The organism is Rathayibacter tanaceti (assembly GCF_009834165.1).
In the GTDB taxonomy this organism is placed as follows: domain Bacteria; phylum Actinomycetota; class Actinomycetes; order Actinomycetales; family Microbacteriaceae; genus Rathayibacter; species Rathayibacter tanaceti.
Window position 1 is genome coordinate 442326 of sequence record NZ_CP047186.1, and the last position, 25396, is coordinate 467721.

The following is a 25396-nucleotide window of genomic DNA, read 5'->3' on the forward strand; positions in this document are numbered from 1 at the left end:
CCGCTAGCTGGCGAGCAGCGCGATCACGACGACGAGCCGTGTCGCGGAGAACGCGAGCACGACGCTCGCGGCACGCTCCGCCGCGGCGGCCGCGCCCCTTCCGCCTGGCCGGTTCCGACAACGTGTCTCACCTGAATCCGCCGACGTTTGTTGCCCGGCCACGGAATGTTTCCTGCCGGGTGCCGCGCGACCTACCGTGCTCAGACCGCCTCCCGCTGCACCGCCGCGCGCCCGACCCCGAGCGCCCGATCCATCGGGAACGGCTCGCACCGAAGACGGTCGAAGGGACACGAACACCATGGTCAGCACCGCTCCCCACCCCCGGTCCGCCGCCGATGCCGCGGACCGCGCAGCCACCGGACGCTCCCGGATCCGCCGTTCCCGGTCCGGCTCGATCGCCCCGACGCCGCCGGTCGACACCGTCGGATCCGAGGTCGACGCCCGCCTCGACGAGGATGGTGCTCCCTCGGTCGACGTCGCCGCCCTGGGCGAGATCCTGCTGGGCGCCTGGCGCGAGCAGCGTCTCGCCACCCGGGCTCTGACCGCCCGCTCCGAGCTGCACCGCGTCGACGGTCTGACCATGGCCGAGCACCGTGCCCGCGTCTCCGAGCAGATGCGCGTCCTCGCCGACGAGGGAGGCGTGCACCGCGCGTTCCCGCTCGACCTCGGCGGCGGGGCCGATCACGGCGGCAACATCGCCGGCTTCGAGGAGCTGGTCACCGCCGACCCGTCGCTCCAGATCAAATCGGGCGTGCAGTGGGGGCTCTTCGGCGCCGCCGTCCTGCACCTGGGCACCCGGGCGCACCACGAGAAGTGGCTGCCCGGCATCATGAGCCTCGAGATCCCCGGAGCGTTCGCGATGACCGAGACGGGTCACGGCTCCGATGTCGCCTCGATCGCCACCACCGCGAGTTACGAGGACGGCGAGTTCGTGCTGCGGACCCCGTTCCGCGCCGCTTGGAAGGACTACCTCGGCAACGCGGCGATCGACGGCCGCGCGGCGGTCGTCTTCGCGCAGCTCGTGACCCAGGGGGTGAACCACGGCGTGCACGCCTTCTTCGTGCCGATCCGCGATGAGGAGGGCGCGTTCCTCCCCGGTGTCGGCGGCGAAGACGATGGCCTCAAGGGCGGCCTGAACGGGATCGACAACGGCCGGCTGCACTTCGACGGCGTCCGGGTGCCGCGCGAGAACCTGCTCAACCGCTACGGAGACGTCGCGCCCGACGGTACCTACTCCTCGCCCATCGCGAGCCCGGGCCGCCGCTTCTTCACCATGCTCGGCACGCTCGTGCAGGGCCGTGTGTCACTCGACGGAGCCTCGGTGGCCGCGGCGAAGATCGCGCTCACCGTCGCCGTCACCTACGGCGATCAGCGCCGGCAGTTCACCGGTGGCGGAGAGCGCGAGGAGGTGCTGCTCGACTACCAGCGGCACCAGCGCCGGCTCCTCCCTCGCCTCGCCACGACCTACGCGGCCGCCTTCGCGCACGAGAGGCTGCTGCGGGCCTTCGACGAGGTCTTCTCCGGAGCGAACGACACCGACGAGTCCCGGCAGGACCTCGAGACGCTGGCCGCCGGGCTCAAGGCCCTCTCGACCTGGCACGCGCTCGACACGCTTCAGGAGGCGCGCGAGGCCTGCGGAGGCGCCGGCTTCCTCGCCGAGAACCGGCTCACCCAGCTGCGCGCCGACCTCGACGTCTACGCGACCTTCGAGGGCGACAACACCGTGCTGCTCCAGCTCGTCGCCAAGCGCCTGCTCACCGACGTGGGCCGCCGGTTCACGAACGCGCAGCCGAGCGATCTGGCGCGCTACGCCGCCTCCCAGGTCGCGGAGGCGACCGTCAACCACTCCGGCCTGCGCCGCCTCGCGCAGGTGGTCGCCGACCGCGGCTCGACGGCCCGCTCGGTCGGCCAGTTGCGCGAGGAGCAGCGTGGGCTGCTGACCGATCGCGTCGAGAGCATGGTCGCCGGGATCGCCTCGCGGCTGCGCCCCGCGTCGAAGCTGCCGTCCGACGAGGCGGCTCGGCTGTTCAACGCGCATCAGAGCGAGCTGATCGAGGCGGCCCGCGCGCACGCCGAGCTGCTGCAGTGGGAGGCGTTCACCGAGGCGCTCGCCGATGTCGAGGACGCGGGCACCCGCACCGTGCTCACCTGGCTCCGCGACCTGTTCGGTCTCGGCCTGATCGAGAAGCACCTCGACTGGTACCTGATCCACGGCCGGCTCTCGTCGCAGCGGGCGCTCGCGGTCACGTCCTACATCGACCGCCTGCTCGCGCGGATCCGCCCCCACGCGGCCGACCTGGTCGAGGCGTTCGGCTACGGCCCCGAGCACGTGCGCGCCGCCATCGCCACCGGCGCCGAGGCGACGCGGCAGGAGGAGGCGCACGCCTGGTACGAGGCCGCCCGCGCCGCGGGCACCCACCCGGCCCCCGAGAAGCGCCGCTGATCCGCCTCCGCGCCGCGGATGCCACCCGTGACGCCGACCCGCCGATCTCGGGCGTCATGCGGCGGCCTCTCGCGGGGCGGCGTGGCTGCGGGAGTCGGGGTTCAGCCCCGGAGGTGCGCCAGCGCCTGGTCGCGTTCGGCGCGCAGCTCGAGCACGGACTCGTCGATCCTTGATCGCGAGTAGGCGTCGATCTCGAGGCCGTCGATGATCCGCCACTCGCCGTCGACCGAGCGCACCGGGAACGACGAGATCAGTCCCTCCTCCACGCCGTAGGAGCCGTCCGACTCGACGGCGGCTGAGGTCCAGGAGGTGCCGTCGACCCAGTCGCGCACGTGGTCGATCGCGGCGGAGGCGGCCGATGCAGCCGAGGAGGCTCCGCGGACCTCGATGATCTCAGCGCCGCGCTTGGCGACGCGCGGCTCGAACTCCGAGTGCAGCCATGCGGCGTCGACGAACCCCGTCACGGGGCGGCCGTCGAGGGTGGCGTGGGTCACGTCCGGGTATTGCGAGGCCGAGTGGTTGCCCCAGATCGCGACTCCGTCGATCGCGTCGACCGGGGCGTCGAGCGTCGCGGCCAGCTGAGCGACGGCGCGGTTGTGGTCGAGCCGGGTCATCGCGGTGAAACGCCCGGCGGGGATGTCGGGGGCGCTGCGTTTCGCGATCCACGCGTTCGTGTTCGCCGGGTTGCCGACCACCAGCACGCGGATGTCGGAGGCGGCGTGCGCGTTCAGAGCGGCTCCCTGCGGTCCGAAGATGCTGACGTTCGCCGCGAGCAGGTCGGCCCGCTCCATGCCGGCGCTGCGCGGCCGGGCCCCGACGAGCAGGGCGACGTTCGCGCCGTCGAAGGCGACCGCCGGATCGTCGATGACGTCGATCCCGCGCAGCTGCCGGAAGGCGCCGTCCTGCAGCTCGAGGGCGGTGCCCTCCGCTGCACGGAGGCCGGAGGGGATCTCGAGGAGGTTCAACCGGACCGGGATGTCCGGCCCGAGGAGCTGGCCCGAGGCGATGCGGAACAGGAGCGCGTAGCCGATGGCGCCTCCCGCTCCCGTGACCGTGACTGTGACCGGAGTGCGCTGCTCGCTCATGCGGCCGAGCGTATTCCCGCTGCCTGCACGGCGGGGGAGAGATCTGTTCGGGGCAGAGATCTATCCAGGGCAGAGATCTGTCCAGGGCAGAGATCTGTCCGGGCCCGCGCCCCGGTCGACCCGCGCCGCACGAGCCGGCCGCGCAGCAGCAGGTGCGGCTCCTGCACCGCTGCGACGTTCCGCGATCCGACGGCTCCGATCGCGCACGGCCAGTCGCCCGCCTGCTCTCGACTCGCCGACGACGCGGTCCTACAGTGGCTGCGACGGTGCGGGGTTCTCGAGGAGCGTCCGACGGCGTCGTCGCCGAGCGGAGGGAAGACATGTCCCCGACCGCCCCCGCGCCCGAGACCGCGCCGGAGCGTGCGACCGGCCTCCGCGCCTTCCACCAGATACTGCTCAACACCGCCGTCGCGAACGTCACGACGAGCTTCCTCTGGTTCGCCCTCACGTTCTGGGTGTACCTCGAGACGCGGTCGGTTCTCGCGACCGGAGTCATCGGCGGCGCCTACATGCTGCTCGTCGCGATCTTCGCCATGGCCTTCGGCACGATCGTCGACCGCCACCGCAAGTACCGGGTGATGCTGTTCGCCGGCGCGGTCACGCTGGTGTCGTTCGGCGCCGCAGGCGGCCTCTACCTCGCCCTCCCCGAAGCGGCGCTCCTGGACTTCGGCGGCCCCTGGTTCTGGCTGTTCTCGGGCACGATCCTGTTCGGCGCCGTCATCGAGAACATGCGCAACATCGCGCTGTCCACGACGGTCACGCTTCTGGTCCCGGTGGAGCGGCACGCTCGGGCGAACGGCCTGGTCGGCACCGTGCAGGGGCTCGCGTTCGTCGTCACGAGCGTCTTCAGCGGACTGTCCATCGGCTTGCTCGGCATGGGGTGGACGATGACGATAGCGATCGTCGTGTCCGCCGCCGCCCTCGTGCACCTCCTGGTCCTGCGCATCCCGGAGGACAGGCCGGCGTCGGAGGGCGGCCGGGCCCCGCTCATCGATCTGCGGGGCAGTGTCACCGCGGTTCGGGCGGCGACCGGTCTGTTCGCGCTCATCGTCTTCTCGACGTTCAACAACCTGATCGGCGGCGTCTACCTGGCACTGATGGACCCGTACGGGCTCGAGCTGTTCCCGGTCGAGCTGTGGGGGGTCGTGCTCGGCGTGACCGCCACCGGCTTCGTCATCGGCGGGCTGCTGGTCGCCCGGTTCGGTCTCGGGAGGAACCCGATCCGCACGATGCTGCTGCTCGTGGCGGCGATGGGGCTGATCGGCGCGGTCTTCACGCTCCGCGACTGGTGGTGGCTCTACGCCGGCGGCATCTGGATCTACATGACGCTGATCCCCGCGGTCGAAGCGTCCGAGCAGACGGTGATCCAGAAGGTCGTTCCGTTCGAGACCCAGGGTCGGGTCTTTGGCTTCGCTGCGGCGTTCGAGTCCGCTGCGGCTCCGGTGACCGCGTTCCTCATCGCGCCGATCGCCGAGTTCGCCCTCATCCCCTACATGGAGTCGCCCGCCGGACGGTCGGCGTTCGGAGGGCTGCTCGGCGACGGCGTCGGCCGGGGGATCGCCCTCGTGTTCCTCGTCGGCGGAGTGATCATGATCCTGGCGGCCGGTGCTGCCCTGTTCACACGGTCGTACCGTGTGATCTCGGTCCAGTACCTGCGGGAGGGTCTGCCCGTCGGTGGACCCGCGGAGTCCGATACTGCGGTGTCCGGCGCTGCGGATCCCGGTGCCGCGGATCCCGACCCCGCGGAGCCCGGCGCTGCGACGGGACTGTCCGCTGACACCCCCGCGTCCCAGGAGAGCACGGCGGACCGCCGCGCCTGACCTCGGCCCCCATCCGAGTCAGGGCCGGTCGCCTGGCGGGCCCGGCCCCTGACAGTCGGTAGGGTGCGGGCTATGCGCACTCTCTACCCCGAGATCGAGCCGTACGACTCCGGCATGCTCGACGTCGGCGACGGCCACCAGCTCTTCTGGGAGGTGTCGGGCAACCCCGAGGGCAAGCCTGTCGTGTTCCTGCACGGCGGCCCCGGCGCCGGCACCTCGCCCGCCCACCGCAGACTCTTCGACCCGGAGAAGTACCGCATCGTCCTCTTCGACCAGCGGATGTGCGGTCGCTCCACGCCGCACGCCAGCGAGCCGGACGCCGACCTCTCCACCAACACCACCTGGTACCTCGTCGCCGACATCGAGCGCCTCCGCGAGCACCTGGGAGTCGAGCGCTGGCTCGTCTTCGGCGGCTCGTGGGGCTCGACCCTCGCCCTGGCCTACAGCGAGACGCATCCGGAGCGGGTGAGCGAGATCGTCCTGCGCGGCGTCTTCACCCTGCGGCGCGCCGAGCTCGAGTGGTTCTACGAGGGGGGAGCCGCCGCGATCTACCCCGATCTGTGGGAGGGGTACACCTCGGTCGTCCCCGCGACCGAGCGCGGCAGCCTGATCGAGGCCTACTACCGCCTCCTGCACGATCCCGACCCGGCCGTGCACAGCCCCGCCGGCGTCGCCTGGACCACCTGGGAGTCGTCGACGATCACGCTCGTGCAGAAGCCCGAGATGATCGCCGCCTGGTCCGATCCGACCTTCGCTCTGGCCTTCGCGCGCATCGAGAACCACTTCTTCGTGCACAGGGGCTGGTTCGAGGAGGGGCAGCTCATCCGCGACTCGAGCGTCCTGCGCCAGATCCCCGCCGTCATCGTGCAGGGCCGCTACGACATGTGCACGCCGGCCTTCACCGCCTGGGACCTGCACACCGCGTGGCCGGAGGCCGAGTTCCGGATGATCCCCGACGCGGGCCACGCCTTTGACGAGCCGGGCATCCTCGACGCACTGATCGAGGCGACGGACCGCTTCGCGTCCTGAGCTCCCCGTCCGGCGCCGACCGGTCGCGGGCGCCGGGCTCGGGGATACCCTGGTCGGATGCGCGCGGACGACGCCTCCGGGATGGAGGACTGGCCCACGGGTCGCCTCCTCTCCACGGCCTCCCGCATGGTCGAGCACGCCTGGCACGGGGCGCTCGCTGAGATCGGCCTCACGCACGCGGGCCTGATCGTGCTGCACCTGCTCCAGCCGGGCCCCGTCGCGCAGAAGGAGCTGGCCGCCGCCGCGCATGTCGAGGTGCAGACCATGTCGCGCACCATCGAGCGCCTTGAGCGCGAGGGTCACGTCTCCCGCACCATCGACCCCGCCGACCGACGCCGCCAGCTCGTGTCGCTCACCCCCGAGGGCGCCGCGGCCTGGCGCCGCGCGCACCGGCTCGAGGTCGACATGTTCCCGGGCTCCCTCGAGCACGGCCCGCTGCGGGAGGCGCTGCTCGAGATCATCCACTCGGCGAGCGAGTCCCGCTGGGGCTGACGACCGCTGTGGCGTCTCCAGGAAGCGGCAGAGGCCGTCTCGCGACCACTGGACGACCCAGCACCTGCAACCCGTCTCGGTCGGCCCAGTTCGCACTAGGTTGACGGGATGACCTTCAACGACGACTCGCAGCTCAGCGGCGGAAAGGTCCGCCGCCGTGGCCGCACCACCGGCATCGCGGTCGGCGGAGGCGCGGTGGGTGTGGTCGTGCTCGCGCTGCTCTCGCAGCTGCTCGGCGTCGACCTGTCGGCGCTCGGCGGGCTGGTCGGAGGCGGTGCCGCCTCTCCCGAGCAGGTCACCAGCACCGCGGTCGCCTGCGATAGCGGCGCCGACGCGAACGCGCAGGTCGACTGCCGCCTCGAGGGAGCCGCCGAGTCGCTCGACCGCTACTGGAGCGGTGCCGCGCAGACCATCGGGGCCGCCTACCGTTCCCCGGCGGGAGTGGAACTGTTCGAGGACCGGACGTCGACCGGCTGCGGAGCCGCGACCGCCGCGATCGGCCCGTTCTACTGCCCACCGGACGAGTCGGTCTACCTCGACACCGACTTCTTCGACGAGCTGCGCACCCGCTTCGACACCTCGGGCGGATCGCTCGCGCAGATGTACATCCTGGCCCACGAGTGGGGCCACCACGTCCAGAACCTGACCGGCGCGATGGAGTCGGCCGACCGCTCCGGGACCGGCCCCGACTCGGACTCGGTGCGACTGGAGCTCCAGGCCGACTGCTTCGCCGGAGCCTGGGTCGGCGACGCGTCCACCGTGCCGGACGAGACGGGAACGCCCTACCTCAGGCCGGTCACGGCACAGGAGTACCAGGACGCGCTGGGCGCGGCGGCGGCGGTCGGCGACGACCGCATCCAGGAGCAGGCGACCGGCACCGTCGACCCGGAGGGCTGGACGCACGGCTCGGCCGAACAGCGCCAGCGCTGGTTCGAGGCCGGCTTCGAGGGCGACGCCACCCGCTGCGACACCTTCGGCGCCGCGCAGCTCTGACCGCTCCCGGCTCCTCCGCCCGCCCCGCAGGCTCCCGCGCGATCCTCGGCAGACCCTGCGGACACCGCGTCAGGAGGCGCGCCTCGCGCTGCGCCGACCGGCCACGCCGTGTCCCGTCCACCGAGAAGACCTCGTCCTCCGCGCGGGCGGAGGAGCCGATGTCGTCTCGACCGCCGTCGCGCTGTCGACTATTCGCGCTCGAGCAGCAGCTGCTCGATCTGCAGCTCGCGCAGCCGCGTCGATGTCTGCAGGTGCTCGCGGGCGCTCAGCACCAGGCGGCACAGCAGCACCAGCAGCGTGATCGCAACGATCGCGACCACCGCCACGACGACGCCGTACAGTGCGGTCAGAAATCCCCAGGTCTGGATCATCCTCCGACGCTACCGGTCGATGTCCCCGCATCGTCCACACGCTCGAGCCGATCAGCCCGCGAACGCCCCGCGGTACGCCCGCGCGGGATGCGTCGGAGGCAGCTCGTCTGTGCCGAAGAGCTTGCGGCGCAGCGTCCCCTCGACGTACTCCGTCTGGGCGAGGCCCCGCTCCTGCAGCACCGGCATCACCCCGTCCACGAACTCCTCGTAGCTGCCCGGCAGAATCCAGTTGACGACGTTGATGCCGTCGATCCCAGCGTCCCGCCACTCCGCGAGACGGTCGGCGATCTGCTCGGGCGTGCCGACGACGCGGCCGCGCAGCTTCGCCGAGAGCCGGGCCAGGTCGCGGACCGTCGGCTCGCGGTCGGGTGACGCGTCGCGGATCCACTGGAGGTGGCTCTGCCCGGCGTAGGTCTCGATGGCCGAGAGCGGCAGGTCGGGGTCGAGCTTCTCGCCGGTGGCCGGATCGAAGCCGAGGTTCGAGTGCACCAGGAAGGCGTCGGACGAGAGGTACTCATCGATCTCGCGCTCGGCGCGGCGCGCCTCCTCCTCGGTGTCGCCGGTGATGAAGGAGAGGCCGAGGTAAAAGGCGGGCGCACCCGGCTCGCGGCCGGCCGCGGCGGCCAGGTTCCGGGTGTCCTCGATCAGCTCGCGGGTCTTCGCGGGCGACCCCGAGAAGACGAACTGCGCCTCCGCGTTGCGCGCCGCGAAGCGTCGGCCCGCGGGGGAGGAGCCGGCCTGGAACAGCACCGGCGTGCGCTGCGGCGAGGGCGCCGAGAGGTGCGGGCCCTGCACCCGGTAGCGCTCGCCCACGTGATCGATGCGGTGGATGCGGGCTGGATCGGCGAACGCGCCGCTCTTGTCGCGCAGCAGCGCACCCTCGTCCCACGAGCCCTCCCACAGCTTGTAGACCACGTCGAGGTACTCCTGCGCCCAGGCGTAGCGCGCGTCGTGCTCCTCGAGACGGTCGTAGCCGAAGTTGCGGGCGGCGCCGTCGAGGGCGCTGGTGACGATGTTCCAGCCGATCCGCCCCTTCGAGAGATGGTCGAGCGTCGAGACCTTGCGCGCGAAGTCGAACGGGTGCGCCTGAAGGACCGAGCTCGTGAACGCGAAGCCGAGGTGCTCGGTGCTGACCGCGAGCGCCGAGAGCAGCACCGACGGGTCGTTGCTGGGAACCTGGAGACCCTCGCGCGCGTTGATGTCCCAGTCTCCGTCCGCCGGACCGTAGAGACCGGCCACATCGGCGAAGAACATCGCGTCGAACCGGCCGCGCTCGAGGGTGCGGGCGAGGTCGATCCACAGCTGCACGTCGTCGAACTCGTGTTGCCGGGCGTCCGGGTGGCGCCAGAGACCGTGCTGGATGTGGGAGGCGGTGTTCATGACGAACGCGCAGAAACGCAGCGGGCGGGGCTCGGTGATCACCCTCCCAGGCTAGGCCGGGTGCCTCCCACCCGCCTCCCGTACTGCCGCAAGTAGGGTGTCCGACTGTGGAATCCCGCCCCTCCGACCCCGCGACCGCCGTCCCTCCGCTGACGGACGCCGTCGCCGCGGCTCTGGACGCCACGACCGTCGCCGAGATCCGAGCCCTCCGCGACGACTTCGCGCGGTTCATGCTCCAGTACAAGTTCGGGATGGACGAGATCGTCACCAAGGTGTCGATCCTCCAGGAGGAGTTCCGCGAGCTGCGCGAGTACAACCCGATCGAGCACGTGACGAGCCGGCTCAAGTCGGCCGACAGTCTGATCGAGAAGATCGAGCGCAAGGGCTGCGAGGCGAGCTTCGAGGGGATCGCCGCGGCGATCACCGACATCGCTGGTGTGCGCATCACCTGCAGCTTCGTCTCGGACGTCTATCGCGTGTTCGACCTACTCACCTCGCAGTCCGACGTGACCGTGCTTGAGGTGAAGGACTACATCGCCGAGCCGAAGGAGAACGGCTACAAGAGCCTGCACGCGATCGTCGAGGTGCCGGTGTTCCTCTCGGGAGGATCCGTGAACGTCTGCGTCGAGGTGCAGTTCCGCACCATCGCGATGGACTTCTGGGCGAGTCTGGAGCACAAGATCTACTACAAGTACGAGCGCCAGGTGCCGCAGGAGCTGCTCGACGGACTCGCCGACGCGGCGCGCACCGCGGCAGCGCTCGACGCCGATATGGAGCGGCTGCATCACCAGGTGCGCGGCGAGCACCAGGTGCGCGGCGAGCTGCCGGTGCGGCGCACCTACGACGTCTGACGCCCTACGGCGAGAACAGCGGCAGCAGGGCCACCAGCAGCACTGCGGAGGCGTTCAGCGTCGCGTGCGAGACGATCGCCGCTCCGAGCCGGCCGGTCACCGTCGCGATCCAGCCGTGCGCGAGCCCGGCCAGGACGGTCGTCACACCGAGGGTCGCGACCGTCGCCGGGTTCACCATCTGGTGGCCGTGCAGCAGTGCGAAGACGGCGGTCGACGCGAGGATGCTGAACAGCATCGCCCAGGCGCGCTGACCGTGCGACGGCGGCACTGATCCGGCCGGCCGCCGCAGCATCCGGTTGCGCACCGCCCGCATCACGACTCCGCGGCAGAGGATCTCCTCGACCACCGGGGCGACGACGACCGGGATCAGGACGGTGCTCAGCACGAACCACAGCGGGTCGGGCTCGCTCGTCAGATTGCTCTGCGCGTCCTGCAGGAAGGGAAGGAAGGCCGTCAACACCGTCAGGATCGCGGCGCGCACGCCGAGCCCGAGGCCGATGCCGATCGGGACGTCGACCCAGCGGAAGCGCAGCCCGAAGTCAGCCGCCAGCGACCGCAGGCCGCGCAGGCGCGAAGCGGCGAACGGCACCACCAGGGCCACCAGGTAGCTCGCGAGCGATCCGGCGAAGACCAAGCCCGGTGAGTACGGAAGCACCCCGAACCCGAGCAGCAGGATCAGGATCGCGAGCGGCAGCACGATCCCCACGATCGTGAGCACCGCGGTCGGCAGACCCCAGCGCACCCGCGGGTCGGGCAGATAGAGGAGGGAGGAGTAGGGCGCGTCGACGGACGGTCGCGGCTCGGAGGGCTGCGCTGCGGCGACGGGCCGGCCGGTGTCGGCCGCGTCGAACGGTGCTCCCGTCGGGGGTGCGAACCGCCGAGCGTCCGGCGCGGACCACGGCGTCGGCAGCGCGCCGTCGGGCTCGAGTGTCGCGGGATCGGGCGGCGGGAAGGCGGCGGGTTCCATGTCCGGGCCACCCTACGCGGGCCGCCTGGATGCACTCCGGTGGCTGCCCGTCGCGCCGCGGTCGAGAAGAGGTCCGGTCTGGCGCCCGGAGCGCGAGCCCACCTCGCGCAGGCCTCCGGGTACGAAGAAACCCCCGCCATGTAGAAGCTAGGCGAGGGTTTCCGTGGCTCCGACGGGCGTCGATCCCGTGACCTCACGATTTTCAGTCGTGCGCTCTACCAACTGAGCTACAGAGCCATTGCGGCGAGACGCCGCTGGAGAGGTGATCTCCTGAAAAAGGCCCTTCCTCTCGGAAGGGCCCCTTTGCGACCCTGACGGGACTTGAACCCGCGACCTCCGCCGTGACAGGGCGGCACGCTAACCAACTGCGCTACAGGGCCTCGTTGCGAAGACAAGCATACCGTCTTCGAGGCTGTTCGATTTTCACGCCCCGACTCTCGCGAGCCGGTGCACTTGCCGGTAGACCTCTCCGTGACCAGACCCAATCCGTGTGACCAGACCCATCCGTGACCCCAACGGGATTCGAACCCGTGCTGCCGCCGTGAAAGGGCGGTGTCCTAGGCCACTAAACGATGGGGCCGGGAGCTCGCGGGGCGACCCTGCGGCCGACCCCCCATGACTACCGACACGCAAGCATAGGGGGAGACGACCTCGGATGCAAAACCGACGGTTCCGCGCGTCGCGCGAACCCCGTCCGGGGCAGACCGGGTCTAGGAGAACGGGTAGGAGCGAGGTTAGGGTAGTGCGGAATTGCCCTTCCTCAGCGCCCCCGCGCCGCACTGCCGTAAAGGAAGGGCCCCCGAACCCCCGAGGTCCTATGCCCTACTCTCTGCGCCGCCCGCGTCCCGCACGCCGATCGGGCGCGCCACGACTCGGACGACTCCGGAGCGCGGCTCTGGCCTCTGCGGTCCTCGCGCTCGTCAGCGGGCTCCTCGTCGCGACTCCCGCCCAGGCGATCGACTACCCGACGTGGGCCGACGTCGAGGCGGCCAAGGGCGACACTGCCGCCGCGGCCGCCCAGGTCGACCGGATCACCTCGCTGATCAGCGACCTGCAGACCCAGGTCGCCGCGGCCCAGCAGCTCGCTCAGCAGCGAGGCGACGAGCACTTCGCCGCGCAGCAGGCCTTCGACCTCGCGTCCGACCACGCGAAGGAACTCGACGGCAAGGCCAGCGCCAGCGCCGCCGAGGCCGACGCCGCATCGCAGCAGGCGGGCCTCCTCGCCGCGCAGCTCTACCGCAGCACCGGCACCGACCTCTCGGTCAACATCTTCCTCGACCAGAAGGCCGGCCAGGCCGACCAGCTGCTGTCGAAGATCGGCAACATGACCAAGCTCGTCGAGCGGTCCTCGGCCATCTATGAGCAGGCCAGCGCCGCGCGGAACACGGCCTCGTCGCTCGCCGACCAGGCCGCGGTCGCGCAGACCGAGCGCGAGCGCCTCCGCGTCGCCGCCGAGCAGAAGCTGGCCGAGGCCACTGCGGCGCAGCAGGCGTCAGAAGCCGCGCTCGCCGAGCAGCAGCAGCAGAGCGTCGTGCTCGAGCAGCAGCTCGCCGCGCTCCGCGACACCGAGTCGAAGACTGTCGCCGATTACGAGGCCGGAGTCGCGGCCCGCGAGGCCGAGCGGCAGCGCAAGCTCGCCGAGGAGGCGGCGGCCCGCGAGGCCGCGGCCCAGGCCGAGCGCGAGCGCGTGGCGGCGGCGCGGGCATCGAGCGCTTCCAGCGGCGGCTACAGCGCCCCGTCCGGCGGCGGAGCATCCACCGCGGTCAGCGACTCCGGCTGGGTCCGCCCCGCGAGCGGCCGCATCTCGGGCACCTACGGCCCGCGCGGCAGCATCTCCACCGGTGGAGGCTCGTCCGCCTCGTTCCACCGCGGCACCGACATGGCCGGCGGCTGCGGCATCCCGATCTTCGCCGCCCACAGCGGAACAGTGACCTACGCCGGCCCGAACGGCACCTACGGCAACTGGGTCCTCATTGATCACGGCAGCGGGATCAGCACCGGTTACGCGCACATCATGCCCGGCGGCATCTATGTCCAGGTCGGCCAGACGGTCGAGGCCGGTCAGCAGATCGCGGCCGTCGGCACCACCGGCGCGTCCACGGGCTGCCACCTGCACTTCGAGACCCGCGTCAACGGCTCCGCCGTCGACGCTCAACCCTTCATGGCCACGCGAGGAGTCACCCTTGGTTGATGCTCAGACGACCGCCCGCAGCTTCACCCCGGCCCCGCGGGAGCGCGCCTGGAAGGGACGCCTCCCGCTCACCGTCTCGGCAGCGTTCGCCGTCACCGCCGTGACCGCCTCCCTCGGCATCACGCCCGCTGTCGCCGAGGATGCGAAGTACCCCTCGTGGGACGACGTGCAGAACGCGAAGAAGGACGAGGCGAGCAAGCAGGCCGAGATCGACTCGATCACCGGACTGATCTCGGGCCTCCAGACCACCGTCGACGAGAAGTCGATCACCGCGATGAAGAAGGCCGAGGCCTGGCGCCAAGCCAAGGAAGCTCTCGATGCCGCCGCGAACGCCGTCACCGAGCTCGAGGCGAAGGCGAGCGACGCCTCCGCCAAGGCGCAGACCTCGAAGATGCGCGCCGGCCTGCTCGCCGCCCACCTGTCGCGCGCTGCCGGCGGCGACCTCTCGGCGAGCCTGGTGGCGAAGGGCAAGGATGCGGGCGACCTCCTCTATCAGCTCGGCGCGATGACGCAGCTGTCGGAGCAGTCGCAGAAGGTCTACGCGGACGCCCTCGCCGACAAGCAGAACGCCGAGACGCTCGGCAAGCAGGCCGATGTCGCCGTGACCGAGCACCGGAGGCTCTCGGACGAGGCTGATGAGGCGCGCGCGAGCGCCGACGCCGCGGCGCGATCTGCGCAGGACGCTTTGGCGGCTCAGGAGCAGAAGTCCCAGGAGCTCGTCGCTCAGCTCGCCATGCTGAAGGACTCGTCCGTCGAGGTGGAGACGGCCTACCTCGCAGGCGAGGAGAAGCGCAAGGCCGAGGAGGCCGCCGCCGCGGCTGCGGCCGCTCAGGCGAAGGCGGAGGCCGACGCAAAGGCTCAGGCCGACGCCCAGGCGAAGGCTCAGGCCGAGGCGAAAGCCCAGGCCGACGCCCGAGCCCAGGCGGAGGCACAGGCCGCGCGCTCCACCGCGCCGCAGCCCGCCGCACCGGCTCCTCAGCCGGCGGCCGCGCCCGCGCCCGCTCCGGCACCCGCCCGGCCCGCTGCGCAGCCGGCTCCGGCCCCCGCTCCTGCACCGGCCCCCGCTCCAGCGCCGCTCCCGCAGCCTGTCGCCGCACCCGCACCCGTCCTCGTCCCCCAGGGCAACCAGGTCGAGAACGCGATCTCGTACGCGATGGCGCAGCTCGGCGAGGAGTACGTGCTCGGCGGCATGGGACCCGACCAGTGGGACTGCTCCGGCCTGACCAAGGCGTCGTACGCCTCCTCCGGGATCTACATCGGGACCCACTCGGCGACCAACCAGTACAACACCATGGCCAACGCGGGCAAGCTCGTGCCGTACAGCCAGCGTCAGCGCGGCGATCTGATCTTCTGGGGTGGCGGTGGCGACTACTACCATGTGGCCATCTACCTGGGGAACAACCAGATCCTCGAGGCGGCCGACTACGGCAAGCCCGTGCGCATCTGGAACACGTGGGGCAGCCCCGCAGGCATGGTCGGTCGGCCGGCGGCCTGAGCGGCCACGCGCCTCGATACGAACGAGCGAATCCCCTCCTGTCCGGCGACGGGAGGGGATTCGCTCGTTCGTATCGAGGGGTCAGTGCCCCTCGTCGGCCAGCTTCTTGATGCCGTCCTGGACGATCTGCTCGGCCTCGGCCGCGTCGCCCCAGGCCTCGACCTTCACCCACTTGCCGGGCTCGAGATCCTTGTAGCGCTCGAAGAAGTGCTTGATCTCGTTCTTGGTCTGCTCCGGGACATCGTCGATGTCCTGGATGTGCTGCCAGCGCGGGTCCTTCGCCGGGACCACGACCACCTTGGCGTCCGAGCCGGCTTCGTCGCTCATGTTGAGCACGCCGACGGGGCGGACCGAGACTCCCACGCCCGGGAAGACGGGGTACTCGAGCAGAACCAGCGCGTCGACGGGGTCGCCGTCGAGGCCGAGGGTGTTCTCGAAGTAGCCGTAGTCCGTCGGGTAGACGAACGAGGTGAAGAGCACGCGGTCGAGGTACACGCGACCGGTCTCGTGATCGACCTCGTACTTGTTGCGGCTCCCCTTGGGGATCTCGACGACGACGTCGTATGCGGCCATGCTCTCTCCTTGAGTCGGTGGCGCCGGAACGGCGCATCGGCAGTGGTGCTGCGCCCAGATGCGCTCGTGCACGTGCGCGCGTTCGCAGGCCGGATCGCTGGCCTAACGTTACTTGATGTGCCCGATCGCCCCCGCCTGACCCCTGCCGTCGCCGACCTGCGGCGGGCGGTGCGGGCGAGCCTGGACCGGCTCGCTCCCGGCGCCCTGGTGCTGGTCGCGCTGAGCGGAGGCGCCGATTCGCTCGCTCTCGCCGCCGCGGTCGCGTTCGAGGCGCCGCGGGGGGGCCGACGCGCCGGTGCGGTGATCGTCGACCACGGGCTGCAGGAGGCGTCGGCCGCGGTCGCCACGCACGCAGCCGGGCAGGCGCAGGCGCTCGGGTTGGCTCCGGTCCTCCGCGAGGTGGTCTCGGTGGCGGCGACCGGCGAGGGCGGTCCGGAGGCGGCGGCCCGCACCGCGCGCTACCGCGCCTTCGACGACGCGCTGGCCGCGACCGGAGCCGCGGCGATCCTCCTGGGGCACACCCTCGACGACCAGGCCGAGACGGTGCTGCTCGGGTTGGCTCGCGGCGCCGGAGCCGCCTCCCTGCACGGGATGGCTGCCGTCAGCGGGCCGCTGCTGCGACCCCTCCTCGGGCTGCGCCGCGAGACGACCCGCAGTGCCTGCGCCGACCAGGGGCTCGCGTTCTGGGACGATCCCCAGAACGCGGATCCGCGGTACTCCCGGGTGCGGGTGCGCACCCGTGTGCTGCCCGTGCTCGAGGACGAGCTCGGCCCCGGGGTGGCGCAGGCCCTGGCGCGCACGGCCGAGCAGTTGCGCGAGGACGGTGACGCGCTCGACGCGCTCGCGCTCGACTGGGCGCTCGAGCTGGTCGGGCAGGACGAGGCCGGTCACGTGACCGTCGACGCGCGCGGGCTCGCGGCGGACCCGCCGGCGCTGCGGCAGCGCATCATCCGCCTGGTGGTCGCCAACGAGTTCGGAGTCGCGCTCTCGCGCACGCAGACGCTGGCCGTCGCCGCGCTGGTCACCGACTGGCACGGGCAGAAGGGCGTCGATCTGCCCGGGGTGGTCGCGACCCGCTCCGGCACCACCCTCGTCTTCGCCCCCGCCGCTCGTTCCGCAGAGGGGCCGGGGCCGGACCACCCGTAGAGTGGCCGGGTGGAAGCAGCCGACATCGCCGACGACATCACCGAGGTCCTCTACACCGAGGCCCGGATCCACGAGCGGATCCGCGAGCTGGCCCGCGCGATCGAGCGCGACTACGCGGGCGAGAACCTGCTCCTCGTCGGAGTCCTCCGCGGTGCCGTGATGGTGATGGCCGATCTGGCCCGCGAGCTCAAGCTCGACATCGTGATGGACTGGATGGCGGTGTCCTCCTACGGGAGCAGCACCAAGTCCTCCGGTGTGGTGCGCATCCTGAAGGACCTCGACTCCGACATCACGAACCGCAAGGTGCTGATCGTCGAGGACATCATCGACTCCGGCCTGACGCTCTCGTGGCTCCAGGGCAATCTGCGGAGCCGCGGTGCCGAGTCGGTCGAGATCTGCGCCCTGTTCCGCAAGCCGCTCGCGGCCAAGATTGAGGTCGACGTCTCCTACGTCGGCTTCGACATCCCCAACGAGTTCGTGATCGGCTACGGGCTCGACTACGCCGAGCGCTACCGCAACCTGCGCGATGTCGCCGTCCTCGCCCCGCACGTCTACGCGTAGCCTCGCCGACACCGCGCAGTCGAGCCTCGACAGGCTCTTCGCGGTGCCGCTGCTCGGCTACCACATGAGCTACCCGACCTCGCTGCGGGCCGACCTCGAGTTCAACTACTGGTGGCTCGCGCACGCGATCGACGCGGCGGTCGACGCGTTCGAGCGCACGGGTGACGACGCGCACCTCGCACGGGCGGGCCGGCTCCACCGGGCGATCCGCCTCCGCAACGGCGGACGCCTGGTGAACGGCTACTTCGACGACATGATGTGGCTCGGCGGAGCTCTCGCGCGGCTCGGCGAGGTCTCAGGGGAGGAGCGCTGGCTCGACCGAGCGGACCACCTCTGGCATGTCGCGGCCGAGAAGGGCTGGAATCTCCGGCACGGGGCGAGCCTTGCGTGGCGCAGGCGCCAGCTCGACTACAAGAACGCCCCCGCCAACGGACCGTTCGCGATCCTCGGGGCGCGACTGGAACGGCTCCGGCCCGATGGCCGCGAGGGGCTCGCGCGCGCGGCGTTCGACTGGATGCACGTGCGGCTGCGCGACGATGCGACCGGTTTCGTCGCCGACGGCATCGGGCGCGAGGGCGGCACCGCCCGCGACGACTGGGCGTTCAGCTACAACCACGGCGTCTACATCGGAGCGGCGCTCGCGCTGCACCGGTTGCGGCCCGACCAGCGCCTTGTCGCGCACGCCTCTCTGACCGCCGTGGACCTCCTCGACCGGCTCGCCCCCGACGGCGTGTTCGTCGAGCAGGGTACGGGCGACGGCGCGCTGTTCGGCGGCATCGCCTACCGGCACCTCGTCGATCTCGCGACCACCGAGGGAGTCCCGCCCGCGGTCGCCGAGCGCGTCGGCGGCTTCGTCTCGGGGAGCGTCGCCGCGCTGCAGCGCTCGGGCGAGCGTCGCGGGGTGCTGCTGGCCGGGCCGCGCTGGGACGCGCCTGCGTCCCTGCCTGCCACGCTGTCGGCTCAGATCGGCGCCGTCCTGGCGGTGGAGGCGGCCGCGGTACTCGAGCGCTCCTCGGGCGCACCAGACTGAGACGGTGAGCGCACCCGAGAAGCCGACCGTGGCCGTCGTCATCAATCCGAGCAAGTTCGACGACGTCGGCGCCGCGGAGGACCTGGTCGCGACGATCGCCCGCCGGCACGGCTGGAACGAGCCGCTCTGGTTCGAGACCAGGCCCGACGACTCCGGTGCCGCCGCGGCCCGCGCCGCTCTGGCCGCCGAGCCCGACCTCGTCTGCTCGATGGGCGGGGACGGCACGGTGCGGGCGGTGGCGACGGTCCTCCGGGGCACCGGGGTGCCGTACGGACTGCTGCCGAGTGGGACCGGCAACCTCCTCGCCCGGAACCTCGGGATCCCGCTGGGGTCGCTCTCCGACGCGGTCGAGATCGCCCTGCTCGGGCAGGACCGGCCGATCGACGTGGGCACGGCGACCTTCGACGACGGTGAGGAGCGGGTGTTCACGGTGATGGGCGGCGTGGGGCTGGACGCCGAGATCATGGACAAGACCGACGAGGAGCTGAAGAAGCGGGTGGGCTGGGGCGCGTACTTCGCGGCCGGAGCTCCGGCGATGTTCAAGGCCGGCTTCGAGGCGACTCTCACGATCGACGGCGAGCAGGAGCCTCCGCAGCGCTGCTTCATGGTGCTCGCCTGCAACTGCAGCTCCGTGGTGGCCAACATCGAGCTCGCGACCGGAGCCGTGCTCGACGACGGCGACCTCGAGCTGGTGCTGCTGCGCCGCCGCTTCGGCCTCGCGCTCGATGTGGCGACGGGCAATCGCAACGGACTCGCCTCGCTCCACCAGTGGCCGGGGCGCGAGTTCACGTTCAAGCTCGACCAGGCGGTGCTCGCGGAACTCGACGGGGACCCGATTGGGCGGACGTCGTCGGGGCGGTTCGGCGTCGATCCCGGCGCGCTGGTGGTGCGACTGCCCGTCCCGACTCCGCGCAGCCCCGGACTCACCCCGCGGGACTCGGTGATGGTCGACACCTCGGCGATAGCGACGCTGCTCCCTGTGGAGTCCGCCTCCTGACGCTTGCACTGCCTCCTTTACGGTTGTAAGTTATCTGACGAACGTAAAGAAGGTGCCTCTGTGCGCCGGAGAGGACGACGTGACCGACCCACGGCCCACCCGCTCGCGCGACCTGCTGATCGCCGCCATCACGACCGCCCTCGACGGGCCCGGCGATGACCAGCCCTCGATCACCGAGCTCTGCGCGGCGGCGGGCGTGAGCCGACCGACGTTCTATCAGCACTTCGGCGACGTCCCCTCGCTGATCGAGGCCGCCGCTGTCGAGCGGATGCACGCCCTCTTCGGTGACGTCGTGCCCGGCGTCGCCGCCGTCGACTGGGAGGGCACCGTCCCGCGGATCGTGCGCGAGCTGCTCGAGGGCCTGCTCGTGCACGCCAACTTCTACCGCCGTGTCCTCAGCGGAGGCACGGCCCGGGCCGTGCAGGAGTCGGTCGTCGCGTTCCTCGTGCGGCGCCTCCTCGCCTTCTCTCCGCTCGCCGAGCGCGCCCCTGGCGGAGGCGACCACGCCCGCGTCGAGCGCTTCGCCACGCTGCTGGCCGCCGGCACGACCTGGCTCGTCGTCGGCTGGCTGCTCGACGGCGACGCCCGCCGGCCGGCCGCCGAGGCCTCCGCCGACATCGCCGAGCTCCTCGTCACCGGAGTCGCGTCGCAGCGCCTCGCCGCTCTGCACTCCTCGAAGTAGAAGGACCCTGACCATGACTGTGCTCCGCCGCGCCCTGCGCGCCGTGAATCCGCGTCTCGTCGTCGTCTTCGCGGCGATCGCGCTCATCCCGCTGATCTACGCGGGACTGCTGACGTCGGCCAACCTCGACCCGACGCACCACCTCGACACCGTGCCGGCGGCCGTCGTGAACGAGGACACCGGCGCGACCGCCTCGGACGGATCGACGCTCGCGCTCGGCCACGACCTGACCGACGAGCTCACCTCCAGCACGTCGGAGTCGAATTTCGCCTGGACGGAGAAAGGCGCCGCCGACGCGGCGCGCCAGCTCGCCTCGGGCGAGGTCTACGCCGTGCTGACCGTCCCCGCCGGATTCTCGGCCGATGTCGCCTCGGTGGGCGGCGACGACCCGGCGGCCGCCGTGCAGGCGAAACTCTCGGTCGAGACGAACGACAGCGCCAACCTGATCGTCGGCAACATCGCGAGCACAATCGGCAGCACCGTGACGCAGACGCTCGAGGAGAAGGTCGGCGAGACCTACCTGAAGAACGTCTACGTCGGCTTCACCGACGTGCACACGAGTCTGGAGCAGGCGGCGGACGGTGCGGCACAGCTGGCCGACGGCGCCGACCGGGCCTCGTCGGGCTCCTCCGAGCTGGTCGTCGGGCTCGCGCAGCTCCAGGACGGCACGGCGCGGCTCGCGACGGGTGCCAACTCCCTCCGCTCGGGGGCAGGGACGGCCGCGGCCGGCGCGGCGACCCTCTCGGCGGGACTCCAGCAGATCGCCGAGAAGACCGGACAGCTGCCGCAGCAGGCCGGAGAACTCGACTCCGGCGCTCGCACCGTCGCCGACGGCGCCCGGCAGCTCGACGGCGGGGTCGCGACGCTCGCCTCCGGGGCGTTCGACCTCGCGTCCGGGACGGCGGCGCTGAAAGACGGCGCGGCCACCGCGGCCTCCGGCGCGCAGGCGCTCGCGACCGGGTCCGCCTCGGTGACCGACGGAGCGCAGAAGGCTCTCACCGGCGCGCAGGCGCTCGCGTCCGGTGCCGGGACGCTGGCGTCCGCGACTCCGGATCTCGCCGCGGGAGCGACGGGAGTCGACTCCGGACTCGCCTCTCTGCTGTCGCGCTACGGCTCGCTCAGCGACTCCGAGCGCCTCGCCGCGCTGACCACTCTCGAGAAGGGCGCCGCCACGGTGGCGACCGGAGCGGCGCAAGCCGACGCGGGCGCACAGACCCTCGGCGCGGGGGTCACGGCGCTGGTCGGCGACGACGGGCACGGACTGACAGCGCTGACCGCAGGCGCCGCGACCGTGTCGAGCGGAGCCGCTGACCTCGCGACCGGCACGTCCGCGCTCGCGACAGGAGCCGCCTCCGCCGACGGCGGCGCACAGCAGATCGCGGGTGGCGCGAAGACCCTCGCGGGGGGAGCGGCCTCGCTCGACAGCGGCGCGGCACAGGTCGCGGGCGGAGTGGACACGCTCTCGGGCGCGGTCGGCCCGCTCAGCAGCGGTATCGCCTCTGCGGCCTCGGGAGCATCGGACCTCGCGTCCGGCACGGCCGCGCTGGCCACCGGTGCCGCAGACCTCGCCGAGGGAGCGGACTCCGCCGCCACCGGCTCCGCCGACGCCGCCACCGGCTCGCGCGATCTCGCCGATGGCATCGACTCGCTCGCCTCCGGATCGCGGACTCTCGACACGAAGCTGACCGACGGCGCGGCCGACGTCCCCAGCTACACCGACGAGCAGGCCGATGAACTCAGCGCGGTCGCCGCCGCTCCCGTCGGGATCGACGCGGAGCGTCTGAACAGGGTGCCGTCCTACGGCTACGGGCTCGCGCCGTACTTCATGGCGCTCGCGCTCTGGGTCGGTGCGCTCGCCTTCTACCTGATGAGCGCCCCGCTCAGCGCACGCCTGCTCGCCGCCCGACGCCCCGCCTGGGTGATCGCGCTGCGCAGCTACCTGCCGGGTGCGCTGATGGCCGTCGCCCAGGGTGTGCTGGCGGCACTGGCCATCCGCTTCGGAGTCGGGGTGGAGGCCTCGAATCTGCCCGGGCTGATCGGGATCGCCGTGCTGACGAGCCTCACCTTCGTGGCGGTCAACCAGGCGCTGATCGCGTTGCTGGACGCGCCCGGCCGGTTCCTGGCGCTGCTGATGATCGTGCTGCAGCTCTCCTCGGCCGGCGGCACCTACCCCGTCGAGACGGCGCCCGCCTTCTTCCAGGTGATCCACGGCGTGCTGCCGCTGACCTGGACGGTGGAGGCGTTCCGATCGCTGATCGCGGGCGGCACCATCGGAGTCGCGCACGCGGTCCTGGTCCTCGTGCTGTGGCTGGTCGGTGCCCTCGCGGTGACGGTGCTGGCCGCCGCGCGCCGCCGCCGCGGCCTGACGCCGGCCCTCCGCGACCCCGAGCCCCTCCTCGAGTCGGCCTGACGCCCCCGCGCCCGCCCTGGCCCCGCAAGGCAGAGGACGCGGACCGAGAAACGCGTGCCAGCGTTTCTCGGCAGTCCGACGCGACCCGCTCTGCGGAACGCACCCCGTCGAGAAGCCGACTGCGAGCGGGGATGCGGCCCGCCGCATCCCCGCCATCCGACACCGTTCGGCCCAGGGCGAACGCGTGGGCGCCGCTCAGAGAGCGGGAGGTAGCCTGTCACTCACATTTCCTCGTCAGAAAGGCGCCGGGTGTCGCACCCGCAACATTCATGAACGTCAAGCGCATCTTCCGGGGTCCTCTCCTCTACGTCGTCCTGGCGATCGTCGCGGTGTGGATCGGCTCCTCGCTGATCACGATGTCCGGCTTCCGACCGGTCAGTACGCAGGAGGGTCTCGACCTCCTCAACGACGGCAAGGTCCAGTCGGCCAAGATCGTCGACGGCGAGCAGCGCGTCGACCTCACTCTGGCGCAGGCCGACGGCGACAACGGCACCCAGGTGCAGTTCTACTACGTCGCTCCTCGCGGCACCGAGGTGGTCGACGCGGTCACGCAGGCGAACCTGTCGGACGGCTACAACGACGAGGTCCCGCAGACCAACTGGTTCCTGTCGGCGCTCGGCTTCCTCCTGCCGATCCTCCTGATCGGCGCCTTCTTCTGGCTGATGCTCTCGGGCATGCAGGGCGGTGGCAACCGCGTCATGCAGTTCGGCAAGTCGAAGGCAAAGCTGGTCTCGAAGGAGTCGCCCAAGGTCACCTTCGGCGACGTCGCGGGCGCCGACGAGGCGATCGAGGAGCTGCACGAGATCAAGGAGTTCCTCAAGGAGCCCGCCAAGTTCCAGGCCGTCGGCGCGCGGATCCCCAAGGGCGTCCTGCTCTACGGCCCTCCCGGAACCGGCAAGACCCTGCTCGCCCGCGCAGTCGCCGGTGAGGCAGGCGTGCCCTTCTACTCCATCTCGGGCTCCGACTTCGTCGAGATGTTCGTCGGAGTCGGCGCCAGCCGCGTCCGCGACCTCTTCCAGCAGGCGAAGGAGAACTCGCCCGCGATCATCTTCGTCGACGAGATCGACGCCGTCGGCCGCCACCGCGGCGCCGGCATGGGCGGCGGTCACGACGAGCGCGAGCAGACTCTCAACCAGCTCCTCGTCGAGATGGACGGCTTCGACGTCAAGACGAACGTCATCCTGATCGCGGCGACCAACCGGCCCGACATCCTCGACCCGGCGCTGCTGCGCCCCGGCCGCTTCGATCGGCAGATCGGCGTCGACGCCCCCGACCTGCTCGGCCGCAAGAAGATCCTCGAGGTGCACGGCCGCGGCAAGCCCCTCGCCGGTGGAGTTGACCTCGAGGTCGTCGCCCGCAAGACGCCGGGCTTCACCGGAGCCGACCTGGCGAACGTGCTCAACGAAGCCGCACTGCTCACCGCCCGCTCCAACGCGCAACTCATCGACAATCGCGCGCTCGACGAGGCGATCGACCGCGTCATCGCCGGGCCGCAGCGCCGCACGCGTGTGATGCGCGACAAGGAAAAGCTGATCACCGCCTACCACGAGGGCGGCCACGCCCTGGCTGCGGCGGCGATGCGCCACACGGACCCCGTGACGAAGGTCACGATCCTCCCGCGCGGCCGTGCCCTCGGCTACACGATGGTGCTTCCGCTGGAGGACAAGTACTCCACCACCCGCAACGAGCTGCTCGACCAGCTCACCTACGCCATGGGCGGCCGCGTCGCGGAGGAGATTGTCTTCCACGACCCGACCACGGGAGCCTCGAACGACATCGAGAAGGCGACCTCGATCGCCCGCAAGATGGTCACCGACTACGGGATGTCGGCGAACATCGGCTCGGTCAAGCTGGGCCAGTCCTCGGGCGAGATGTTCCTCGGCCGCGACATGGGACACCAGCGCGACTACTCCGAGCAGATCGCCGAGACGGTCGACGCCGAGACCCGCCAGCTCATCGAGCAGGCGCACGACGAGGCGTGGCAGGTCATCAACGCCAACCGCGACATCCTCGACATGCTCGCGACCGAGCTGCTCGAGAAGGAGACCCTCGACCACGACCAGCTGGCCGAGATCTTCAAGGACGTCCGCAAGATCGACGAGCGCCCGCAGTGGCTCTCGAGCGACAAGCGTCCGCTGTCCGATCTGCCGCCCATCGCGGTCCCGGTCGCCAAGGCTCCGATCGACTCGGGTGCCACCGACGGAGGCGTCACCTCGGCCGGAGCCGACGAGGTCGCGCCGAAGCGCCCGCCGCTGATCAACCCGCGCCCCGCGACGGCGTAGCGCGCGCGTGCCCGTCGACAAGGCGCGCATCGAGGCGGCCGTCGCCGAGATCCTCGCGGCCATCGGGGACGACCCGGGTCGCGAGGGTCTCGCGGCGACCCCGCGCCGGGTCGCCGAGGCCTGCGAGGAGTTCTTCGGCGAGTTCGGCGCTGACGCCGCCGAGCAGCTGACCGAGACGTTCGCCGTGGTCGAGGGCGGGCAGGAGTCGGCACTCGACCAGACGGTGATCGTGCGCGATCTGGCCTTCCGCTCGGTCTGCGAGCACCACCTCCTGCCGTTCCTGGGCTTCGCGCACATCGCCTACCGGCCGCGGGAGCGCGTCGTCGGGCTCGGCCGGCTGCCGCGGGTGGTCGACACGGTCGCCTCCCGCCCGCAGCTCCAGGAGCGGTTGACCGAGCAGATCGCCGATGCCCTCGTCGAGGGCCTCGCGCCCGAGGGCGTGCTGGTGGTCGTCGACGCCGAGCACGGCTGCGTGCGGATGCGCGGACCGCGCCAGACCGCGAGCTCCACCGTCACGGTCGCCGCCCGGGGCTCGCTCGCCGAGCCGGCCGCCCGTGCCGAGATCGTCGCGCTGATCGGCGCTCCGCGGGGGCAGTGA

At 71.5% G+C, this 25396-nt stretch carries 21 protein-coding genes and 3 tRNA genes; 16 read left to right on the plus strand and 8 right to left on the minus strand.

Going from position 1 to position 25396, the window contains the following annotated elements:
- Nucleotides 1-298 precede the first annotated feature (298 nt).
- A complete protein-coding gene (locus GSU10_RS02060; protein ID WP_082845168.1) occupies nucleotides 299-2443 on the plus strand; it encodes an acyl-CoA dehydrogenase family protein in 2145 nt (714 codons plus the stop codon).
- A 101-nt stretch (nucleotides 2444-2544) separates the two neighbouring features.
- Here GSU10_RS02060 and GSU10_RS02065 read toward each other — a convergent pair whose 3' ends face one another.
- Entirely contained in the window at nucleotides 2545-3528 is a 984-nt protein-coding gene (locus tag GSU10_RS02065) for a malate dehydrogenase (RefSeq protein WP_068211681.1), read from the minus strand.
- Between the two features lie 320 nt (nucleotides 3529-3848).
- Here GSU10_RS02065 and GSU10_RS02070 point away from each other — a divergent pair, with 320 nt between their 5' ends.
- The 4 genes from GSU10_RS02070 to ypfJ all read left to right on the plus strand — a co-directional run bounded on the left by GSU10_RS02070 (nucleotide 3849) and on the right by ypfJ (nucleotide 7862).
- Nucleotides 3849-5348, plus strand: a complete 1500-nt coding sequence (locus GSU10_RS02070) for an MFS transporter (protein WP_132505678.1) — start codon at nucleotides 3849-3851, stop codon at nucleotides 5346-5348.
- Nucleotides 5349-5420: 72 nt separating this feature from the next.
- Nucleotides 5421-6377, plus strand: a complete 957-nt coding sequence (gene pip / locus GSU10_RS02075; protein ID WP_068211684.1) for a prolyl aminopeptidase — start codon at nucleotides 5421-5423, stop codon at nucleotides 6375-6377.
- A gap of 57 nt (nucleotides 6378-6434) precedes the next feature.
- On the plus strand, nucleotides 6435-6869 hold the full coding sequence (locus GSU10_RS02080) for a MarR family winged helix-turn-helix transcriptional regulator (RefSeq protein WP_068211695.1): 435 nt from the start codon (nucleotides 6435-6437) through the stop codon (nucleotides 6867-6869).
- Nucleotides 6870-6977: 108 nt separating this feature from the next.
- Nucleotides 6978-7862, plus strand: a complete 885-nt coding sequence (gene ypfJ, locus GSU10_RS02085) for a KPN_02809 family neutral zinc metallopeptidase (protein ID WP_068211696.1) — start codon at nucleotides 6978-6980, stop codon at nucleotides 7860-7862.
- Nucleotides 7863-8050: 188 nt separating this feature from the next.
- Here the strand turns inward: ypfJ and GSU10_RS02090 are convergent, their stop codons facing one another.
- Both GSU10_RS02090 and GSU10_RS02095 read right to left on the minus strand, forming a co-directional pair.
- Nucleotides 8051-8233: a hypothetical protein gene (locus GSU10_RS02090; RefSeq protein ID WP_068211698.1), complete on the minus strand. Its 183-nt coding sequence runs from the start codon at nucleotides 8231-8233 to the stop codon at nucleotides 8051-8053.
- A 51-nt stretch (nucleotides 8234-8284) separates the two neighbouring features.
- Nucleotides 8285-9613, minus strand: coding sequence for an LLM class flavin-dependent oxidoreductase (locus GSU10_RS02095; RefSeq protein ID WP_413784031.1), 1329 nt, complete (start codon nucleotides 9611-9613; stop codon nucleotides 8285-8287).
- A gap of 230 nt (nucleotides 9614-9843) precedes the next feature.
- Between GSU10_RS02095 and GSU10_RS02100 the strand changes: the two genes are divergently transcribed.
- A complete protein-coding gene (locus GSU10_RS02100) occupies nucleotides 9844-10464 on the plus strand; it encodes a GTP pyrophosphokinase (RefSeq protein WP_132505741.1) in 621 nt (206 codons plus the stop codon).
- Between the two features lie 4 nt (nucleotides 10465-10468).
- Here the strand turns inward: GSU10_RS02100 and GSU10_RS02105 are convergent, their stop codons facing one another.
- From GSU10_RS02105 to GSU10_RS02120, 4 genes are all read right to left on the minus strand, one after another.
- On the minus strand, nucleotides 10469-11431 hold the full coding sequence (locus GSU10_RS02105) for a CPBP family intramembrane glutamic endopeptidase (protein WP_068211701.1): 963 nt from the start codon (nucleotides 11429-11431) through the stop codon (nucleotides 10469-10471).
- 164 nt (nucleotides 11432-11595) lie between these two features.
- A tRNA-Phe gene (locus GSU10_RS02110) sits at nucleotides 11596-11668 on the minus strand.
- Nucleotides 11669-11737: 69 nt separating this feature from the next.
- A tRNA-Asp gene (locus GSU10_RS02115) sits at nucleotides 11738-11811 on the minus strand.
- 127 nt (nucleotides 11812-11938) lie between these two features.
- Nucleotides 11939-12011 (minus strand) — tRNA-Glu (locus tag GSU10_RS02120).
- 237 nt (nucleotides 12012-12248) lie between these two features.
- Between GSU10_RS02120 and GSU10_RS02125 the strand changes: the two genes are divergently transcribed.
- Both GSU10_RS02125 and GSU10_RS02130 read left to right on the plus strand, forming a co-directional pair.
- Entirely contained in the window at nucleotides 12249-13622 is a 1374-nt protein-coding gene (locus GSU10_RS02125; RefSeq protein WP_132505675.1) for a M23 family metallopeptidase, read from the plus strand.
- On the plus strand, nucleotides 13615-15117 hold the full coding sequence (locus GSU10_RS02130) for a C40 family peptidase (RefSeq protein WP_132505672.1): 1503 nt from the start codon (nucleotides 13615-13617) through the stop codon (nucleotides 15115-15117). The genes GSU10_RS02125 and GSU10_RS02130 overlap by 8 nt, the downstream gene beginning before the upstream one ends.
- An 81-nt stretch (nucleotides 15118-15198) precedes the next feature.
- Here GSU10_RS02130 and ppa read toward each other — a convergent pair whose 3' ends face one another.
- Nucleotides 15199-15690 carry an inorganic diphosphatase gene (gene ppa, locus GSU10_RS02135; protein ID WP_068213747.1) on the minus strand — a complete coding sequence of 164 codons (492 nt, stop codon included), beginning with the start codon at nucleotides 15688-15690 and terminating at the stop codon, nucleotides 15199-15201.
- Nucleotides 15691-15807: 117 nt separating this feature from the next.
- On the opposite strand from ppa, the gene tilS reads away from it, so the two are divergent.
- The 8 genes from tilS (at nucleotide 15808) to folE (ending at nucleotide 25396) form a co-directional block, all read left to right on the plus strand.
- Complete coding sequence (tilS, locus tag GSU10_RS02140; protein ID WP_132505669.1) at nucleotides 15808-16836, plus strand: tRNA lysidine(34) synthetase TilS; 1029 nt, start codon at nucleotides 15808-15810, stop codon at nucleotides 16834-16836.
- Nucleotides 16837-16845: 9 nt separating this feature from the next.
- Nucleotides 16846-17397: a hypoxanthine phosphoribosyltransferase gene (hpt, locus tag GSU10_RS02145; RefSeq protein WP_068213121.1), complete on the plus strand. Its 552-nt coding sequence runs from the start codon at nucleotides 16846-16848 to the stop codon at nucleotides 17395-17397.
- A 43-nt stretch (nucleotides 17398-17440) separates the two neighbouring features.
- On the plus strand, nucleotides 17441-18427 hold the full coding sequence (locus GSU10_RS02150; protein ID WP_159316543.1) for a glycoside hydrolase family 76 protein: 987 nt from the start codon (nucleotides 17441-17443) through the stop codon (nucleotides 18425-18427).
- A 4-nt stretch (nucleotides 18428-18431) separates the two neighbouring features.
- Nucleotides 18432-19424, plus strand: coding sequence for a diacylglycerol/lipid kinase family protein (locus tag GSU10_RS02155; RefSeq protein WP_068213117.1), 993 nt, complete (start codon nucleotides 18432-18434; stop codon nucleotides 19422-19424).
- A 79-nt stretch (nucleotides 19425-19503) separates the two neighbouring features.
- Complete coding sequence (locus GSU10_RS02160; RefSeq protein WP_132505666.1) at nucleotides 19504-20106, plus strand: TetR/AcrR family transcriptional regulator; 603 nt, start codon at nucleotides 19504-19506, stop codon at nucleotides 20104-20106.
- Between the two features lie 13 nt (nucleotides 20107-20119).
- Nucleotides 20120-22516 carry a YhgE/Pip domain-containing protein gene (locus GSU10_RS02165; protein WP_132505663.1) on the plus strand — a complete coding sequence of 799 codons (2397 nt, stop codon included), beginning with the start codon at nucleotides 20120-20122 and terminating at the stop codon, nucleotides 22514-22516.
- Between the two features lie 269 nt (nucleotides 22517-22785).
- The gene (ftsH, locus tag GSU10_RS02170; protein WP_068212403.1) at nucleotides 22786-24798 is read left to right on the plus strand and encodes an ATP-dependent zinc metalloprotease FtsH; all 2013 of its coding nucleotides are present in this window, start codon (nucleotides 22786-22788) and stop codon (nucleotides 24796-24798) included.
- Nucleotides 24799-24805: 7 nt separating this feature from the next.
- Nucleotides 24806-25396 (plus strand): GTP cyclohydrolase I, encoded by a 591-nt coding sequence (folE, locus tag GSU10_RS02175; protein WP_068212404.1) that lies wholly within the window; start codon nucleotides 24806-24808, stop codon nucleotides 25394-25396.